Source organism: Bacteroides sp. AR29, from assembly GCF_900217715.1.
GTDB lineage: Bacteria > Bacteroidota > Bacteroidia > Bacteroidales > Bacteroidaceae > Bacteroides > Bacteroides uniformis.
Genome location: NZ_OBMS01000002.1, coordinates 416,353 through 435,737, shown reverse-complemented (window position 1 = coordinate 435,737; position 19,385 = coordinate 416,353). Strand labels below are relative to the sequence as shown.

15 protein-coding genes and 1 tRNA gene are annotated in these 19,385 nt (G+C 44.0%); 9 read left to right on the top strand and 7 right to left on the bottom strand.

Going from position 1 to position 19,385, the window contains the following annotated elements:
• Positions 1-45: 45 nt before the first annotated feature.
• Both CSD97_RS01590 and CSD97_RS01585 read right to left on the bottom strand, forming a co-directional pair.
• Complete coding sequence (locus tag CSD97_RS01590; protein WP_005834878.1) at positions 46-390, bottom strand: hypothetical protein; 345 nt, start codon at positions 388-390, stop codon at positions 46-48.
• Complete coding sequence (locus CSD97_RS01585; RefSeq protein WP_005824736.1) at positions 387-695, bottom strand: septum formation initiator family protein; 309 nt, start codon at positions 693-695, stop codon at positions 387-389. The genes CSD97_RS01590 and CSD97_RS01585 overlap by 4 nt, the downstream gene beginning before the upstream one ends.
• Positions 696-837: 142 nt before the next feature.
• Between CSD97_RS01585 and CSD97_RS01580 the strand changes: the two genes are divergently transcribed.
• The 4 genes from CSD97_RS01580 (at position 838) to CSD97_RS01565 (ending at position 7,033) form a co-directional block, all read left to right on the top strand.
• Positions 838-2,652, top strand: a complete 1,815-nt coding sequence (locus CSD97_RS01580) for a DNA polymerase III subunit gamma/tau (RefSeq protein ID WP_008662950.1) — start codon at positions 838-840, stop codon at positions 2,650-2,652.
• Positions 2,653-2,796: 144 nt separating this feature from the next.
• On the top strand, positions 2,797-4,668 hold the full coding sequence (locus CSD97_RS01575) for a sensor histidine kinase (RefSeq protein WP_005824733.1): 1,872 nt from the start codon (positions 2,797-2,799) through the stop codon (positions 4,666-4,668).
• Entirely contained in the window at positions 4,665-6,626 is a 1,962-nt protein-coding gene (locus CSD97_RS01570) for a HAMP domain-containing sensor histidine kinase (RefSeq protein ID WP_057256116.1), read from the top strand. Before CSD97_RS01575 ends, CSD97_RS01570 begins: the two co-directional genes overlap by 4 nt.
• A gap of 236 nt (positions 6,627-6,862) precedes the next feature.
• Positions 6,863-7,033, top strand: a complete 171-nt coding sequence (locus tag CSD97_RS01565; protein ID WP_005834872.1) for a 4Fe-4S binding protein — start codon at positions 6,863-6,865, stop codon at positions 7,031-7,033.
• 427 nt (positions 7,034-7,460) lie between these two features.
• Here the strand turns inward: CSD97_RS01565 and CSD97_RS01560 are convergent, their stop codons facing one another.
• From CSD97_RS01560 to CSD97_RS01545, 4 genes are all read right to left on the bottom strand, one after another.
• Positions 7,461-8,654 carry a pyridoxal phosphate-dependent aminotransferase gene (locus CSD97_RS01560; protein ID WP_005834870.1) on the bottom strand — a complete coding sequence of 398 codons (1,194 nt, stop codon included), beginning with the start codon at positions 8,652-8,654 and terminating at the stop codon, positions 7,461-7,463.
• 81 nt (positions 8,655-8,735) lie between these two features.
• Positions 8,736-9,950 (bottom strand): bifunctional 3,4-dihydroxy-2-butanone-4-phosphate synthase/GTP cyclohydrolase II, encoded by a 1,215-nt coding sequence (locus CSD97_RS01555; RefSeq protein ID WP_005824728.1) that lies wholly within the window; start codon positions 9,948-9,950, stop codon positions 8,736-8,738.
• Positions 9,951-9,964: 14 nt separating this feature from the next.
• On the bottom strand, positions 9,965-11,866 hold the full coding sequence (locus tag CSD97_RS01550) for an LptF/LptG family permease (protein WP_005824727.1): 1,902 nt from the start codon (positions 11,864-11,866) through the stop codon (positions 9,965-9,967).
• 76 nt (positions 11,867-11,942) lie between these two features.
• Positions 11,943-12,329: an START-like domain-containing protein gene (locus CSD97_RS01545; protein ID WP_005824726.1), complete on the bottom strand. Its 387-nt coding sequence runs from the start codon at positions 12,327-12,329 to the stop codon at positions 11,943-11,945.
• Between the two features lie 256 nt (positions 12,330-12,585).
• On the opposite strand from CSD97_RS01545, the gene CSD97_RS01540 reads away from it, so the two are divergent.
• The 5 genes from CSD97_RS01540 to CSD97_RS01520 all read left to right on the top strand — a co-directional run bounded on the left by CSD97_RS01540 (position 12,586) and on the right by CSD97_RS01520 (position 17,933).
• Positions 12,586-12,659, top strand: a tRNA-Met gene (locus tag CSD97_RS01540).
• Between the two features lie 189 nt (positions 12,660-12,848).
• Positions 12,849-14,183 carry a TolC family protein gene (locus CSD97_RS01535; RefSeq protein WP_005824723.1) on the top strand — a complete coding sequence of 445 codons (1,335 nt, stop codon included), beginning with the start codon at positions 12,849-12,851 and terminating at the stop codon, positions 14,181-14,183.
• 76 nt (positions 14,184-14,259) lie between these two features.
• Positions 14,260-15,354, top strand: coding sequence for an HlyD family secretion protein (locus CSD97_RS01530; protein ID WP_005834867.1), 1,095 nt, complete (start codon positions 14,260-14,262; stop codon positions 15,352-15,354).
• Positions 15,355-15,388: 34 nt separating this feature from the next.
• Complete coding sequence (locus CSD97_RS01525; protein ID WP_098031871.1) at positions 15,389-17,029, top strand: MFS transporter; 1,641 nt, start codon at positions 15,389-15,391, stop codon at positions 17,027-17,029.
• A 37-nt stretch (positions 17,030-17,066) separates the two neighbouring features.
• Positions 17,067-17,933, top strand: coding sequence for an AraC family transcriptional regulator (locus tag CSD97_RS01520; RefSeq protein ID WP_005834864.1), 867 nt, complete (start codon positions 17,067-17,069; stop codon positions 17,931-17,933).
• A 6-nt stretch (positions 17,934-17,939) separates the two neighbouring features.
• Here CSD97_RS01520 and CSD97_RS01515 read toward each other — a convergent pair whose 3' ends face one another.
• Complete coding sequence (locus CSD97_RS01515; protein ID WP_044468372.1) at positions 17,940-19,379, bottom strand: ATP-binding protein; 1,440 nt, start codon at positions 19,377-19,379, stop codon at positions 17,940-17,942.
• Positions 19,380-19,385: the final 6 nt, after the last annotated feature.

The following is a 19,385-nucleotide window of genomic DNA, read 5'->3' as shown; positions in this document are numbered from 1 at the left end:
AAAGAGTTCAGCCCCTCTTGTTTATGCAGAATATATGTTCCGGATTTAGCTTAAACCTTCTTTCGCCTCTTCTTGTGGAATACGTATCGAAGTGTAAAGCTCAAGAATGGCGGCTATCGTCAGAGACACAATCCATTCATTGCCCCTTGTAAAGAGCATGAATGCCCCCGTAAGCACCAGCAAAAGCGCACCGAATATTTGCTGTCGGCGCAGGCGTTTGACAGTGGGACTTTTACATTTGGACGGAGAATTAATTTGGGCCAAAGCAACCATCGTAGCGCCGATAGTATATATATAAGGTGAAAGAGGCCAGCCCGTGATATAAACGGCAGCTCCTGCCAAGAGCATCACGGCCCCTACTGCGAAAAGGGCGGGTATCAGTTGTTTCATTCTTCTATATCTTCTTCAAATACATAAATATCCTCATTGGGCTTTTTCATCAGATACTTCTCACGGGCAATCCGTTCGATGGCACCGGAGTCGACGGCAAGCTCATTGAGCCGTTCGGTATTCTCCTCGTATTCCTTGCGGTACTTTTCTATTTCATCGCGCAGACGGCTTTCTTCCCGGGCGTAACCCAAACGGCGTACAACACTGTTCTCATCCAGGAACCCGATAATTACAGCAAACAACGCAAGCGTAATCAGATATTTATGCTTGCGGACAAAAGACCAAAGAGAAGCAAGTTTATCCATCTCGTTATCTACTATTTAGCAATTTATCATTCATGATGGAGCTTGTCCATCATATAACTTCACGTCACAAAGATAAGAGGAATAACCGAAAGATTTCTTTTTTTTGTGTACATTTGCACAAAAAGCAAAGAATATCCCAAATATGGAAAACTATATCGTATCTGCACGGAAATATCGTCCCTCGACCTTTGAGTCCGTAGTAGGCCAACGTGCACTGACCACTACCTTGAAGAATGCCATTGCCACCGGAAAACTGGCGCATGCCTATCTTTTTTGCGGTCCAAGAGGCGTGGGAAAAACAACTTGTGCCCGTATCTTTGCTAAAACAATCAATTGCATGAGCCCCACAGCAGACGGTGAAGCATGTAACCAGTGTGAATCCTGTACTTCCTTCAATGAGCAGCGCTCCTACAATATCCATGAGCTGGATGCCGCCTCAAACAACTCTGTGGATGACATCCGCCAATTGGTGGAGCAGGTACGCATTCCACCTCAGATAGGCAAATACAAAGTATATATCATTGACGAGGTACATATGCTGTCCGCCTCGGCTTTCAATGCTTTCCTGAAAACACTGGAAGAGCCTCCACGCCATGCCATATTCATCCTTGCCACTACCGAGAAGCACAAGATATTGCCCACCATCCTTTCACGCTGCCAAATATATGATTTCAGCCGGATTGGTGTGGAAGATACCGTAGCACACCTCGCATATGTCGCCTCCAAAGAAGGTATCACTGCTGAACCGGAAGCGTTGAATGTCATTGCCCTCAAAGCAGACGGCGGTATGCGCGACGCACTATCCATCTTCGACCAGGTGGTAAGCTTCACCGGAGGACACATCACCTATAAGAGCGTGATTGAAAACCTCAATGTGCTGGACTATGAATACTACTTCAAACTAACCGGATTCTTTCTTGAGAACAAAATCAGTGACGCGTTGCTATTACTGAATGATGTGCTCAACAAAGGCTTCGACGGCAGCCACTTCATCACCGGACTTTCATCCCACCTGCGCGACTTGCTTGTCAGCAAAGACCCGGCGACACTGCCGTTGCTTGAAGTGGGCGCAAGCATCCGCGAACGTTACCAAGCACAAGCACAGCAATGCCCCCTCCCTTTTCTTTACCGTGCCATGAAGCTCTGCAACGATTGTGACCTGAACTACCGTGCCAGTAAAAACAAACGGCTACTGGTAGAGCTCACTCTGATACAAGTGGCACAACTGACCGCCGAGGAGGACGACGGTGCCAATGGGCGCAGCCCTAAACAAGCTATAAAACCCATATTCACGCAGCCTGCCGCCGCTCAGCAGCCACAGGCCACTGCTGCCATGCCCCAACAAACCGTACAGCCGGCAGTACAGACAAACAGCACTCCCCAACCTGCTGCCACGCAGCATAGTAATGCAACAACTCCACATGCCACACCTGCTGCCGTATTAATGGCGCAAGGGAGAGAAGAGAAAAAAATTCCGGTCATGAAAATGTCCGGATTAGGGGTCTCCATCAAACGCCCCCATATAGAAGAGGAACAAAGAAACCCTTCATCTAACCCTACTGCCGCCCACCAAGCAGCACAACCGGAAGAAGACTACATCTTCAATGAAAGGGATTTGAACTATTACTGGCAGGAGTATGCCGGACGTATGCCCAAGGAGCAAGTAGCCATTGCCAAGCGCATGCAGAACATGCGCATCACTTTAATAAATGACACAACTTTTGAGGCTGTGGTAGACAATGAAATCGTTGCCAAGGAATTTACCGGCATGATACCCACTCTGCAAAATTACCTACGTACCCGGCTAAAGAACCGCAAAGTCACCATGACTGTCCGGATTAGTGCTCCTACTGAAAAGGTACGTGCCTATGGACGCGTTGAAAAATTCCAAATGATGGCACAAAAGAACAGTGCACTATTACAACTAAAAGAAGAGTTTGGTTTGGAACTCTATTAATCCCTTCCAATCGCCTGCATAAAGTTGCTAACAAATTGAGTATAAAGGATAAAAAAAAGCATCTATTTAATTTTTTATTTATTCATTTATATTTATTTTTGCCAATAATAAACAAAAGAGGCAAACAAACATTTGAGAACAAAAATGATTATATGGATGCTATTGGGGCAGATACTGTATACTTCTGTCTTATCAGCACATACAATAGCCAATCAAGAAAAGCAGAGTATTCTGCAATCATTGGTCAAAAGACAAGTTCTCTATGATGACTCCATATCCATAGACAGTGTCATTGCGTGGAGCGAGCAACTTCTTCCCACCCAACAATCAAATGAAGATAGAACAACGTATTTTCTATTACAACTTCAATTGGCCAATGCCTATACATTGCGCGGCGATATCAGCTTAGCGACGAACCGGGCACAACTTATGTACGAAGAAGCTAAAGCAACAGACTACCAATTTGGTATGGTAGTGGCCAACCAAGCCATCGGAGACGCCTATAATACAATAGCCAACATGGGGGATAAAGCCCTGGAATCATACCAGGATGCTTTGACTGAACTATCCAACATTTCAGACCAGCATCCATATAGGGCACAGCTTCTTTTAAAAATGTCCAACGTTCTGCAACGGAAAGGACGTCTGGAAGAAGCGGAAAAAATCCTGGAAGAGCTGGAGAAAATATTATATCAGGAGCCTGACTACCCGACAGACTTCTTTTTCTGCATCGAAAAGACGAATTTTGCCATTTCCCATGGACACCTCTCACAAGACTATCTTGATGAAGCAAACATCTGGCTCCACAAAATGGACTCCATTTACCAACTGCACCCAGAGAAGTTCTATCGGTTTCACTTGGATTATACCACTGCCGCCTACTATAGAGCCATGGGAAATTGGGACAAACAATACTGGAAACAAGCTCTGGACATCTACTCCAAATTGCAAGCAGAATACTCCGGTAATAAGCGCTCCACGTATTACCGCTGGACTTCGCTGGAAAAAATCTATCTCTGTAAAATACAAGGCATGGCCATGGAAGCCTGCCGAATCTACCAGGAATTGTATCCTCCTATAGATACACTCGCTTCACAAAGCTATATCCGGCAAATCAATACGATAAAGGCAAAATACCAGGTAGATAAGGCAGAGACGGCCAGCAATAACGAATACAATAAAATCATAACCAGCATATTGGTAGGAACGATGGCATTAGTAACGTTATTTGTTCTACTTGCCATCCTACTCAAAAGGCAACGGGAAAAGGTGAAACTCTCCACCCAAAAACTGGCAACATCACGGATAAATGCCGAAAATGCCATGCGTGCAAAAAGCGTGTTCCTCTCGAACATGAGCCATGAAATCCGTACCCCACTCAATGCATTATCGGGCTTTTCATCCCTATTGACGGAAGAGGGACTGGACGATGAGACACGCCGTCAGTGCAATGAAGTTATCCAACAGAACTCAGAACTATTGCTGAAGCTTATTAACGACGTGATAGATCTATCGAGTCTTGAATTCGGCAAACTGCAATTCTGTATTGCACAACATGATGCCGTAAGCATCTGCAGAAACGTGATAGATACCGTGAACAAAGTGAAACAGACACAAGCTGAACTTACATTCACCACCGAGCTGGAAGAAATGCCCATCGAGACTGACGACTCACGCCTGCAGCAAGTCCTGATTAACCTACTGATAAATGCTACCAAATTTACCCCACAAGGCAGCATTGTCCTAAAGCTGGAAAAAGAAACGGACGACACCGTACTATTCACCGTAACAGATACCGGTTGCGGCATTCCCAAAGACAAGCAAGCCAACATTTTCCAACGTTTTGAAAAGCTGAATGAGAATGCTCAAGGCAGTGGGTTGGGGCTCTCCATATGCCAACTTATCATAGAGCATATCGGCGGACAAATATGGATTGATTCAGAGTATGCCGAAGGCTCACGCTTCTGCTTCACCCACCCCATAAGCCAGACAGGCAGAAAGGAGAATAAGAAATGAAACAGATATTTACATTGCTCATTGCCTTATGCTGGCTGTTACCGTCCGCACACGCAGATGTGCGACGGACAGAAGCCAAGGATAGCCTGCTACGTATATATCTTGCCTCCCCAGCCGATACCACCAGATTGGAAACCCTATATCAGATAGCACTGCTTGACCAACTGTCACCGACATTCATCTATTACGAGAACAAATTACTGGAAGAGGCCATCGCCCAGAAAAATATACTTTACCAGAGTGCGGCCATATATGCGCACATTATTTATTACTACAACCTATTGGACCAAAAACATGCAGAACAATGGCTGAAGAGGCTCGAACAGTTGTCTGAAGAGCACAACTACTACCGTCATTACTTCAGAGGCAAAAAGATGATGATAGAATTCTATGTCATCAGCCAGAAGATTGAATTAGCCCTCAAACAAGCACAAGACATGTACGACAAGGCTCAAAGTCTTGGCAACCATGACGGTATGCGCGAAGCATGCCTATGCCTGATGACTGGATATTTCAATACCTTACGTTACAAAGAAGGAATCACCTACCTAAACAAGGCTTTTGAACTGACAAGTCCGGATTCCTCCCTTGCCACTCAGATTGATTTATTGACAAAAGCGGTACTGGCTTACTCATATCTGCATGACAATGACAACATGTTCCGGTATCTGGAGGAACTCAACAATGCAAAAAACAGATTGCAGGAAGAAGGCACCACCGTACTGACAAACGGCTATACCAATTTGTATCTGCTCATAGATTTACAATACGCCCTTTACTATACCCGCCTTCAACGTCCTGCGGAAGCATGGGAATATTTGCAGAAAGCAGAGCGGCATCTCAGTACATCTTCATTTCTTCCTTATCGGTTGATACGTTTGGCAGCATATGCCGAATATTACCAACTGACAAAAGAATACGACAAAGCTTTGGTTTATTTAGAAGACGCCATTGAACTTGTAACCCCTATTTCACTGGATGATGCCATGATTTATGGACTTCAGAAAGCGGATATATTAGTAAAGATGGGGTTTCCGGACGACGCACTTCCTGTCTATAAACAAATAACCAAGGCAAAAGATTCGTTATATACAGTATTCTCCACCTCACAGATAGAACAGATACAAAGCCTATATAATATGGACCAACTGCTTTTCCAAAAAGAACAGCGGCAAGCCACTTTTCACCGTATCTGTCTCGTTACCTCCATCATCATCATTATAGCCTTGTTACTTTTCAACCTACATATGTATAGAAGCAGGAAGCGGCTGCAACAAGATGAGAAGGAAATGCGTAAATTGGCAATTATTGCCGAAGAAGCCAACGAAATAAAAAGCCGTTTCCTTGCCAATATGAGTTATAATATCCGTATCCCACTGAACAATGTAGTCGGTTTCTCCCAACTGCTTTCCACCGACAACGAGCTGGATGAAGAAGAGCGAAAAGAGTATTCCTGTATTATCCAAGCCAATTCGGGTGAGCTTATCCAACTGGTAAACGACGTATTGGACCTCTCACGCCTGGAAGCGAATATGATGAAATTTCAATTGCAGGATTGTAATGTAAAAGAATGGTGCAACGAACTAGGTTGTCTAATACAAATGCGTAGTGAAGGCCGTATCCTCCTGGAACTACAAGTGGAGGTAGGAGATGTACGTATCCATACCGACGTCAACCGCCTTACACAAATAGTGACAAGTATGCTGCTTTATCCGAACGACTGCAAAGAAACACGCAAAGTCAGCATGTTCTTGGTCAACCATCCGGACAAACACATCATCGCATGCCGGATAGAGAACAGTCCTATAGCCGATTCCAGGTTTGCCTCTCAAAAAGTATCAGTGCAACAGAAAATCAACCAGTTGTTCTTTGAACATTTCAAAGGTACCTATCAAACCGAGAATGTCGAAGAAGGAGAAATCGCAGTGATTACTTTTACCTATCCGACTCTTTCTTAAAAGTTGAAAATCGGCTTAAGCTCCAGCTAAAGCCAATAGTATCAGAGCAATTCGTTTACGAAATTCAAAAACGAACATTTTTCAGTCTCTGCGGTATGCTGTGTCGCTTTCTCGACTCCTTATTTAGACGACATACAAATTATACGTTTTTAATCAAGATTGATAGCAAGTAATAAAGAAAACCACTATTTTTGCCAAACGAATTAGTACTAATAATAATTTAAATCTAAAAGAAAATGGCTTACGTAATTAGTGACGATTGTATTGCTTGCGGAACTTGTATCGACGAGTGTCCGGTTGGCGCTATCTCTGAAGGTGATATCTATCATATCGACCCTGAGACTTGCACAGAGTGTGGTACTTGTGCAGATGTTTGTCCTTCTGAAGCAATTCATCCGGGAGAATAATACAATCCCAGTATCAAAAACAAAAGCGTGGGTAGATAAACTGCCTGCGCTTTTTTATATCCCCCACGTGAGATTCAGTACCTTCACCCCCCTCATTGTTATTTTCTATATACGGATAATACGTTAGTTCACAGACATGAACACTTTGTTCCATAAGTATAAAACAAAGTGTTCATATAGTAGAAAACAAAATGTTCGTATAATATAAAACAAAGTGTTTATACTGTATGGAACAGAGTGTTCGCTATAATGAAACAAAGTGTTCGTCATAACAAAACAAAGTGTTCGTCATAACAAAACAAAGTGTTCGTCATAACAAAACAAAGTGTTCGTCATAACAAAACGAACAGTCCGCTTTGATGAAACGAACTGTTCGTGACAGCATGACAGATGTCTTGCTAAAATAAGTTTGTAGAAGAAGTTAGAATCACTTCAGATTAGCCAGTGCTTCTTTTATACGACGGATAGCTTCAACTATATTTTCATCGCTGGTTGCATAACTCATACGAATGCATTCGGGAGCTCCGAAAGAAGCACCACCTACGCAAGCCACATGAGCCACTTCCAACAGATACATGGCCAAATCATCTGAATCATTGATTTTACGTTCTCCGGCAGATTTACCGAAGAATGAATCGCATTTAGGGAACAGATAGAAAGCACCTTCCGGTACATTCACCTCGAAACCCGGAACTTCCTTGGCCAACTTTACAATCAAATCACGACGACGCTCGAAAGCCTTGCGCATTTCCTCCACCGGAACTTGTGTACCCGTATAAGCAGCCTCAGCAGCCTTCTGAGATACAGAACAAGGACCGGAAGTATACTGTCCCTGCAATTTATTGCAAGCCTTCACAAGCCATTCCGGACCTGCAATGAAACCGATACGCCAACCAGTCATTGCATATGCTTTGGAAACACCATTCACAATGACCGTACGCTCTTTCATTTCGGGGAATTGTGCTATGCTCTGATGCTTGCCGATATAGTTGATATGTTCGTAAATCTCATCGGCAATCACAACAACCTGCGGATACTTTGCCAATACTGCGGCCAGGCCTGCCAACTCCTCCTTGCTGTACACCGAACCCGTAGGGTTAGAGGGAGAGCAAAGAATCAGCGCCTTTGTCTTCGGGGTGATGGCAGCCTCCAGCTGTGCAGGTGTTATCTTAAAGTCCTGGTCGATACCGGCAGGTACGATAACCGGCGTACCCTCAGCCAACTTTACCATTTCCGGATAACTGACCCAATAGGGAGCAGGTACAATTACTTCGTCACCCGGATTTACCAATACCAGGATTGCATTGCAAACCGACTGCTTGGCACCATTGGCGCAAGAAATTTGTGCGGCGGTATATTCCAGACCGTTTTCCTTCTTCAACTTCTCTACAATTGCATTACGTAAGGCAGGATAACCCGGCACTGGAGAATAGCGAGAAAAGTTATCGTCTATCGCCTTTTTCGCAGCCTCTTTAATGTGGTCGGGAGTATTGAAGTCCGGTTCTCCCACACTCAGGTTAATTACGTCTACGCCTTGAGCCTTCAGCTCTGCGCTCTTTTGAGACATAGCCAGTGTCGCAGAAGGCGACAAACTGTTTAAACGATCTGATAATTGGTTCATTTTGTTACTATTTAATGATTGTTACGCAAATCCGGTTGCAAAATAAGCGATTTTCTTTGATATAAGAAAACAAAAAGACAGTTACTTATTGAAATGAAGTGTATGTCCCATACGTTCTTTCTTGGTACGGAGATAACGCTCGTTGTATGGATTCGGAGTAGTCTCAATAGCTACGTTCTCCGTTATTTCCAAACCGTAAGCCTCCAAGCCCACACGTTTCACGGGATTATTGGTCATCAGCCGCATTTTGTGCACTCCTATCTCACGAAGAATCTGGGCACCCACACCATAATCACGCTCGTCTGCCAGATGTCCCAGGCAAATATTAGCATCCACAGTATCCATGCCTTCTTCCTGCAATTTATATGCTTTCATTTTTTCCATCAGGCCAATGCCGCGACCTTCCTGATTCAGATATACAACTACCCCCTTACCGGCTTTCTCTATCATCTCCATTGCCTTATGCAGCTGCTCGCCACAATCACAGCGTTTGGAATTGAATATATCACCAGTGGCACAAGAAGAATGTACACGCACCAGAATCGGTTCATCCAATTCCCAAGTACCCTTGAACAAAGCTACATGTTCCAAACCGTTCGACTTCTGGCGGAAAGGAATCAAACGGAAATGACCGTGGTCTGTAGGCATATCCACTTCCACTCCTTTTTCTACAATAGACTCCTGCTTCAAACGGTAGGCAATCAAGTCACGGATAGAAATCAATTTCAAGCCAAATTCATCTGCCATTCTGCGCAATTCGGGCAAACGGGCCATTGTACCATCCTCATTCATTATTTCCATAAGGGCTCCCGCCGGATAAAGTCCAGCCAAACGTGCCATATCAATAGTAGCCTCCGTATGTCCGGCACGGCGCAACACACCTTTCTCCTGAGCATACAATGGATTAATGTGGCCAGGACGCCCGAAAGTGGCCGGAGTAGAAGCCGGATCGGCCAACGCCTGGATAGTAGCAGCGCGGTCTGCCGCAGAAACCCCGGTACTACAGCCTTCCAATTTATCAATAGTAACAGTGAAGGGAGTACCCAATACAGAAGTATTATCCGATACCTGATGCGGCAAATCCAGTTCCTTGCAACGCGAAACTGTAATTGGAGCACAAAGCACACCACGGGCATGCTTCAACATAAAGTTTACTTTCTCCGGTGTAATCTTTTCAGCTGCAATTATCAAATCACCCTCATTCTCACGGTCCTCATCATCCACAACAATCACAAAGTTACCGGCTTTGAAGTCTTCAATGGCCTCTTCTATCGTATTCAACTTTACATTTTCCATAATCTATTTTGTTTTTATTTATTCTGATCCCTTTCTATAATTCCAATCACATCTTCATTTGTCTTGATAATCCGCTCCATATCCTTATTCAGACGGATACGGAATGCCCAGATACGGAAATAAAAGAACAAGCCTATCGGGAAAACAATACCGCAGAGCAAGTTTAACCAATAATTGCGGAACGGACGGACATGCGCATGGATGGGGATGACCGGATAGGTGTTCAGCGCTGTCAACAAAGTAACGGATCTTGTATTCGACATCTCATCTATCAGACTCTCCAAACGTTCGTTAATATCTTCCACTGCCTCATCCTGGCTATCAGTCATCCACAATTTAAAGTAATTGGGAGCACGTTTCAACCCCTTTCTATCAGCATATTCACGACAGTCTACGGACAAAGCCTTCAGCTCTTCCGGAATACGTGTATAATCAGGATCATGGATGATTACTTCCTTACGGAACAGATGGCGTACACTGCGAATACCCACAACCTTCTTGAACCAATTTATATAAGCATCAGCATTCAATACCACTGAATCATTGTTGGATTTATATGTCAAGAACGCACCCAATGGAGCCAAGACAGCAGTACTGGTCCACATACCCATCCAGACAACCCACTGTCCGTCACGGGCCATCTTATACCCCGTATTGTTGATGATGTAATAGATAATAAAAATCAATACAGAAACCACCACCGGCATTCCCAAGCCTCCTTTACGGATAATTCCTCCGAGTGGCGCACCAATAAAGAAGAAGATGAGACATGCCAGAGAAAGAGTCAGTTTCTCATGCCAGGAAGTCATGTGCCGTCGAAGGCTGCTTTCAGTCTGCGATATATTAAAGCTCTTAAAACTCCAGTCACTCCCCGCACTCTCTGCACGGCTGACGGCCGTGGATATAACCTTCTGTTTCTGCATCAGTGTAGCCACATTGTAGAGGCTGTCTACATTGTACTCACCTAAATAGGCCTTTTCAATCTTCAATGTATCCTCTTTAGACAAGCTGGCTGTCACCTTATAAGTTCCTGCCATAGCTTCTTTATAATAACCACGTCCCACACTGTCATTCTGCAATTTCATGGAATCAATATCCGCCTGCAGCATTCTCATATCCTTACTGTTGGACTGATTACTCATGATACCTGCATCCACCATATTAAAATCCGAATTGAACTCAATGATTGCATGCTTTTCGCGGAATGTCTCACGCCGGTAAGGCACATTCCTTTGGTTCATGTTCTGCGATTTCAAATTCTCAAACTGCTCACCACTGTATAAATGCAAATATAAATGCTGTTTGTCAGCCGTCATCTCCAGACGTCCCGAATCAGACTTGATAATTTGAGCATTCTCAAAACCTTTCTCAAAATTATATATCAGTACGTCATACAGCATACCAGTTTTGCGGTTCTTATGCTTCACATACAGATTATAACCATCTATTTCATCGTAGAACACACCTTCAGGAATATCCACTTCGGGAGATTTCTGCTTCATGGAAATAAGCAAAGTCCATAATTTTGTTTGGGCTTTTGGTCCTATGACATTTTGGAAATAGAAAGAGACACAACAGATGAAACAAATAAAGATAATCAGGGGCCGCATGATTTTCAATAAAGAAATACCGGCTGCCTTCATGGCAAGTAATTCAAAACGTTCTCCGAAATTTCCAAAGGTGATAAGGGCAGCCAGCAGAATAGCCAGCGGCAACGACGCAGGTACCAACGAAAGCGCAGAATAAAAGAAAAACTGTGCAAGGACAGTCATCTCCAATCCTTTTCCTACCATTTCGTCCACATACCTCCATAAAAACTGCATCATAAAGATGAAGAGGCAGATGAAGAAAGTACCCATAAAGAGCATGCAAAAGCTCTTCAAAACAAATATATCTAACTTTTTTATGCGCAGCATTTTACTCGTTTCATGCAATGAGAGCACAAAAGTAGTACAAAAAAGGGAGTACGGGAAATTTTTAATCTAAAGTTAACTAAAAACCACAAGTTCTTCGCAAAGTATCCACTTGCGATTCCCATAATTCACGCGAATCACCCACCTCGTCTATATCGGCAAAGTCTGTTATCTCCAATACGAAATCATTGGTCAACTCATTGTTTGTCATCTTCAGTTCAAAGTATTCTCGCTCGTTCTCATCGTCCAGCCAGCGGAAGCGGATGAATGAATACGCCCGCACGGCAATAATCTCGGCATCACGTTTTTCTGTTTTTCCCCAAAAAAAGGTTACTGTTTTATCGTCTGACTGAACCCTATCAGCAAACCAGCCCTCCAAACCAGTAGGGGTACTTATCGCTGCCCAAAGAATACTTTTAGAAGTCGCATTCAAGAGATATTCCAAATGTATTTTCTTTCTTTCCATAGTCTATTCTGCTTTTTATTGCGCCAGCCAAGATAAATACTTTTTTCTAATTACAGAAAATAAATCATCAAATTTATTTATACCTCCCTTTCCATACGCCCCTAATTCATTGATAATGTTATACAAAGACTTTTAATAAAAAGTACTGCAAACCACTTCAGCACCCTATCAGCAAAAGAAAAAGCAGAAAATATCCATAAAAGTTTTGGCAATTTAAATAAAAGCTATATCTTTGCACCCGCAATCGAGAAATGATGGCGGGATAGCTCAGCTGGTTAGAGCGCATGATTCATAATCATGAGGTCCCCGGTTCAATCCCGGGTCCCGCTACAAAGAAGATTTAGACTGTTAGGAGGCTTCCACTCTTGGCGGTCTTTTTTGTTTTTAATACTCGTTTTTTACTATGGTTTGTTTTCAAATTATAGTAAAAAGGAAAATATGAATACAAACAGTTGATATATGGATAGTCCTCTTGCATTTTAAGCCACTAACTTTGTGTGCAAATATCAAGTGACTATTATGAAAAGACAACTGTTCACATTTTCCTTTCTGTGTCTGCTTGCACTAGGTACAAGAGCACAAGATACCCTAACCTTGGAGGACTGCCTCAAAATAGGTATCGAAAACAATTTGTCCTTACAAAGCAAACGGAAGGAAATACAAAAAGGGAAATACGGCATCTCTGAGAATCGAGCCAAACTACTGCCCCAAATCAATGGTTTTGCCAACTATAACGACAATATCGATCCACCCGTATCCGTTACCGATGGTTCAGCGTATGGCAATCCCTATAATGTAACCCAAACTTTGCAATACAACGCCAACTTCGGATTACAGCTGCAGATACCACTTTATAACCAAACACTCTACACCACTCTGTCCATAGCTAAAACCATGGATGAGATGAATCGCCTTTCTTATGAAAAGGCAAGAGAAGACCTCATCCTTCAAATTAGTCAAATGTACTACCTAGGACAGGTTACAGCTGAACAGATTATTTTGATAAAAGCCAACATCACTCGCCTAGAAGAGTTGAGAGATATCACTCAGGCCTTCTATGACAACGGTATGGCTATGGAAGTAGATGTGAAACGCGTCAACATCAACCTGGAGAACCTCAAGGTGCAACACGACAACGCACAAGCCATGATGGAACAGCAACTGAACCTACTGAAATACATCATCGACTATCCGGCAGAAGAAAATATAGCACTGGTACCGGTGAATACAGAAATGATTACGCCCGCAGCACTCACCGGGCTATCTGAAACACTATATGAACTACAGCTGCTGCAATCACAGAAACAACTCGCAGAGCAACAAAAAACAATAGTCAGCAACGGTTACATCCCCTCCTTGAGCTTGACGGGAAGCTGGATGTTCTCTGCCTATACGGACAAAGCTTACCATTGGTTCCATTCCGGCCCTTCCAACCATTGGTATCGCTCCTATGGAGTGGGACTCTCCTTGCGCATTCCCATTTTCGACGGACTGGACAAACGCTACAAGATGCGTAAGGCAACCATTGACATAGAGAACATCAAACTCGCTCAAGAGAATACCCGAAAAAATCTTCAGACACAATATCTGAATGCTACCAATGACCTGATGAACAGCCAGCGTAACTTTAAGAAGCAGAAGGACAATTATCTGCTTGCTGAAGATGTATATACCGTTACCATGGACCGTTATCGGGAAGGAATCGCCTCAATGACCGAAGTGTTGCAGGACGAAATGCGGATGAGCGAAGCCCAAAACAACTATATCAGTGCCCACTACAATTACCGGATAACCAATCTGACTTTGCTGAAGCTGACGGGACAGCTGGAGACGTTGAGCCCCTCAATTCATTAAAGAGGAAGATGAATAGAGCCCGTATTCAAGGACGGATGTATATATAATAATAAGTAAACAATATAATATAGAAAATATGGAAACAAAAGAGAACAATAACACCGCAAGTACCCACCAAGAAAAAGCACGGAAATTGAAGAAGCTTCGCCGTTGGCAAATCGTTGTCAGCCTATTAGGAATAGCTATCCTTATCTGGGGAATTATTCAAGTGGTCTGCCTCTTTTTGAACTACAAACGGACGGAAACCAGTAATGATGCACAGATTGAACAATACATATCTCCCGTCAATCTGCGCGCATCAGGATATATCAAGAAAATTTGTTTCACAGAACACCAAGAAGTACACAAAGGAGATACCTTACTTATATTGGACGACCGGGAATATAAAATCAGAGTCATGGAAGCTGAAGCTGCACTCAAGGATGCACAAGCCGGTGCCACAGTCATTGGTGCCACACTACAAACCACGCAAACTACAGCCTCTGTCTACGACGCCTCCATAGCAGAGATAGAAATCCGCCTTACCAAGCTGGAGAAAGACCGCCAACGATACCAGAATCTGGTGAAGAGAAACGCTGCCACCCCCATTCAATTGGAACAGATAGAAACCGAATATGCAGCTACCCACAAGAAGTTGGAAGCCGTGAAACGACAACAGAAAGCTGCCTTGTCGGGTGTGAACGAAGTGTCACATCGCCGTGAAAATACCGAAGCTGCCATACAACGGGCAACAGCCGCACTCGAAATGGCACGACTGAATCTCTCCTACACCGTAGTAGTAGCTCCTTGTGATGGGAAATTGGGGCGGCGTACTCTTGAAGAAGGACAATTCATCACTGCCGGACAAACCATCACCTACATTCTGCCTGACACACAAAAGTGGATTATAGCCAACTACAAGGAAACCCAGATTGAGAATCTGCACTTGGGACAAGAAGTAGTCATTACCGTCGATGCCATCAGCGACAAAGAATTCAAAGGAAAAATCACTGCCATCTCCGGAGCCACCGGCTCCAAATATTCCCTAGTGCCCACGGATAATTCTGCCGGCAACTTCGTGAAGATACAGCAACGCATCCCAGTCCGCATCGACTTTACCGATTTGTCCAAAGAAGACAACAGCAGCCTTGCCGCCGGTATGATGGTAATAGTCAAAGCGAAGATGGAATAATGATTAGTGTTTAATGATTAATTTTTAATTATCCATGCCCTCATCCCCCAAGAACTATCCCTTCTACAACTGGGTACCTAAGCCGGTAGGTATCATCATCCTATTCGTATTCTTTTTGCCGATACTGACTGTAGGCGGTACCTACTCGGTGGCAAGCACCGAAATGATGAGCGGGCTCGGCATCATTTCCGAGCATATCCAGTTTGCCAACTTCGCCACTTCCATCGGTATGGCGGCATTCTGCCCCTTTCTATATAGGCTGGTAGTCATACGCCGGCAGAAAATGATGTGTCTGGCAGGATTCTCCCTGATGTACATCTTCAGTTATATCTGTGCCAAGACAGACAGTGTTTTCCTGCTGGCACTATGCAGCATCTTTATGGGATTCCTACGAATGGTACTGATGATGGTCAACCTCTTCACCCTCATAAAGTATGCAGGGCATATCGAAGCGTACGATAAGATTACACCCGGCAACGAGCCTGTAACCGGCGAAGGCTGGGACAAGCTGGACATCGAACGGAGTGCGGCACAACCTGCCATCTACCTATTCTTCATGGTACTGGGACAATTGGGAACCTCGCTCACCGCCTGGCTCGCCTTTGAGTACGAATGGCAGTACATACACTACTTTATGATGGGGCTACTATTACTTTGCATCCTCATCACATTCATCACTATGCCTTATCATAAATATACCACCCGCCGCTTCCCCATCAACCTCAAGCAGTTTGGCAATGCCTCCATCTTCTGCATCACACTGGCCTGCATTACCTACGTGCTTACTTATGGCAAAGTGCTCGACTGGTACGACGACCCAACCATACGATGGGCCACAGTCTGCGCCATCATTGCTGGTGGTATATTCCTCTACATCGAGTCTACCCAACGCAATCCTTACTATCAACTCGATGTATTCAAACTGCGCACCATCCGTATGGGTTTCCTATTCTATTTTCTGTTAATGGTACTGAATTCCAGCGCCATGTTTGTCAACGTATTCACAGGCATAGGCATGAAACTGGACAACTTTCAGAACGCCACCCTAGGCAACTGGTCCATGCTGGGCTACCTCATCGGCGGTATAGCCACCATCTGGCTCAGTGCGAAAGGCGTACACTTCAAATATCTCTTTGCCGCCGGTTTCCTTCTATTGGGGCTTTCCACCATGTTCATGTATTTCGAGGTACAAGGTGCAGGACTGTACGAACGGATGAAGTATCCGGTCATCATCCGTTCCACTGGTATGATGTTCCTCTATTCGCTGATTCCAACCTACGCCACCCAACGTATGCCTTACAAATATCTTTCTTCCTGGATATGCACCATGCTTACCGTACGCATGGTATTGGCTCCCAGCATCGGAGCCGCACTCTATACGAATGTACTGCAAGAACGCCAGCAGCACTACATCACCCGCTATGCACAGAATGTAGACATGCTGCACCCCGAAGCGTCCGCCTCGTTTACCCAAACTGTACAAGGTATGCAATATCAGGGAAAGAGCAAACAAGAAGCAATCAACATGGCTGCCATATCCACCAAAGGACGCATCCAAGTACAAGCCACTCTCTCTGCTATAAAGGAAATGGCAGGATGGACACTCTATGCCTGCCTGATTTGCATGATATTTGTGCTTGTCGTGCGGTATCCTAAACGAAAATTACTAACTTAGCGGACAATTTTCAGTACAACCTGTAATTTTGTCTGTTATGGATACCCAACAAGAACGTTTATCCCACTTGGACCACGCATTGTCAAACGGAGAAAACATTTGTAGTTCAGAAGGTATGCTCTGCTCCTTTCCCACCTCCCTGAAGAAACCTTTTATGATTAATGGAGCAGGACTGATAGTTTGCCGCCAGGGTAACTTCACCTTTTCGCTCAATATGAAAGTATTCTCGGCCCAGGCTGGCGAAACAGTTTTCATTCCGGAAGATTCCCTCTTCCAAGTGCTGAGCGAATCGGAAGACCTGCAACTATTCATATTCATTTACCAGATAGAACCGATAAGGGACATCATAGGCAATTCAGTGGCAACCATGTACCTATACATGCAGCTCCGGACCGAACCATGCTACGTATGGAACACCGGAGACGAAGAAGAAGTCCTGAAATACATGTCCTTACTGGACAATACCCTGCACTTAGACAACAACACCTTCAACGACAACGAACAAAGGCTGCTTCTGCTGGGACTCACATACCGCATCTGTTCCATTTACAACCGTAAACTGATGAACCTTAAAACAACGGTTGGCCACAAACATGAAATTTTTATCCGGCTGATTCAGTTGATAGATGCACACTACACGGAAGAACGCGGTGTAGAGTTTTATGCAGACAAACTCTGCTTATCACCCAAATACCTCTCTGCACTATCCAAGTCCGTCTGCGGATTCACCGTACAGGAACTGATATTCAAATCCATCATCCGCAAAAGCATCTCACTACTCAAGAACACCCAGAAAAATATCCAGGAAATCGCCGATTTCTTCAATTTTCCCAATGCTTCTTATTTTGGTACATTTTTCAAGAAACAAACAGGCATGTCTCCGCAACAGTACCGCAAAAAATAGAAAACGTTACGCTTTCAACCGGATAACGAAGCGGCTCCCCTTACCCAGCTCACTCTGAACAGTCAGTGTACCGCCATGCGCTTCTACAAAGTCTTTCGAAATGGAAAGTCCTAAGCCACTACCTTGCACTTTAGTGCCCGGCACTCGGAAATAACGGTCAAAAATGCTCTGGTGATAACGCGGGTCGATACCTTTTCCAAAATCCTGCACATACATTTCCACAAAATCCTCGTCATGCTTGGCGCCGATAACCACCCTCCCGTTCTCTTTGGAATAGCGGATAGCATTACTCAACAAATTGGTGAGTACCCAAGCAATCTTTTCGCTATCGACAAACAATTTAGGCATTTTTTCTTCCGGATACTCCACTTCTATCTGAATGCCGAATTTATCAGCCTGTACCTGATTAGCCTTGATGGCATACTCTATCAGTTCAATGGGCTTTGTTATTTTAGGCATCATCTGCAGTTTACCGGCTTCTACCTGCGTCATGTTCAGTAGTTCTCCGGTAATCCCAAGAAGGCGATCAGCATTTTCCTTAATGCTGTTCGATAATTGCTCCTGCTCGTCGTTCAACACCCCTACCCGTTTGTCCTCCAACAACTGCAGACTCATCAGAATAGCGGATATAGGCGTTTTCAGTTCATGAGAAATAGTCGAGATAAAAGTAGTCTTGGCACTATCCAATTCTTTGAATTCTGTAATATTTTTCAGTAAAATCACATCGCCAAGATTATGAGGTTCGTCATCATCAGCCTCTGCATTTATAATGGTAATGTAAGAAGCTTTAAAGTAACTCTCCTTATTGTCTGCATAAATCTTCAACGGTTCTTTCTTTTCACCCGGATTTACCAATTCACGAACTAAACGGCGGAGCAAATCATTCTTCAAAGAAAGCTCCTCAGCCGAACGGCGAATTACCTCTTCCCGTTTTAAATTCAGCACAGTTAAAGCCTCATTATTGATAAAGAGAATTTCCCTATTACGGTTCAAACCAATAATAGGTTCATCAATACTATTCACAATAGCCTCAAGAAATTTCTTAGCAGAAAGTATGTCGTTCAGCGTACTGGCGCGATACTCCGTCAGTCGTTCTGCCATCCGATTAAAACTATCAGCCACTTCACGAAATTCCTCGTGTCCACTCATATCCAGACGTTTCTCATAATTATGGTTCGCTATTTCAAGAATCCCACGCGTCAGTTCTTGAATAGGTTTGCTGATGGAACGGGGAAGCCATACCAACAATATGATACTGGCAAAAATACATACCCCACCTATCACAGAAATCCAGAGCAATGCACGTTGCAATCCCGGTACAGCAGCAGGACTATCCGGCTCTGTAGCCGTCAGTATCTGTAGATTCACCACAGAAAGAGCAACCAGCAAAATAATCATTCCAGCCAATACCCCTACGCTGAGTATCAATTTTGTACGAATATTCATAATGTT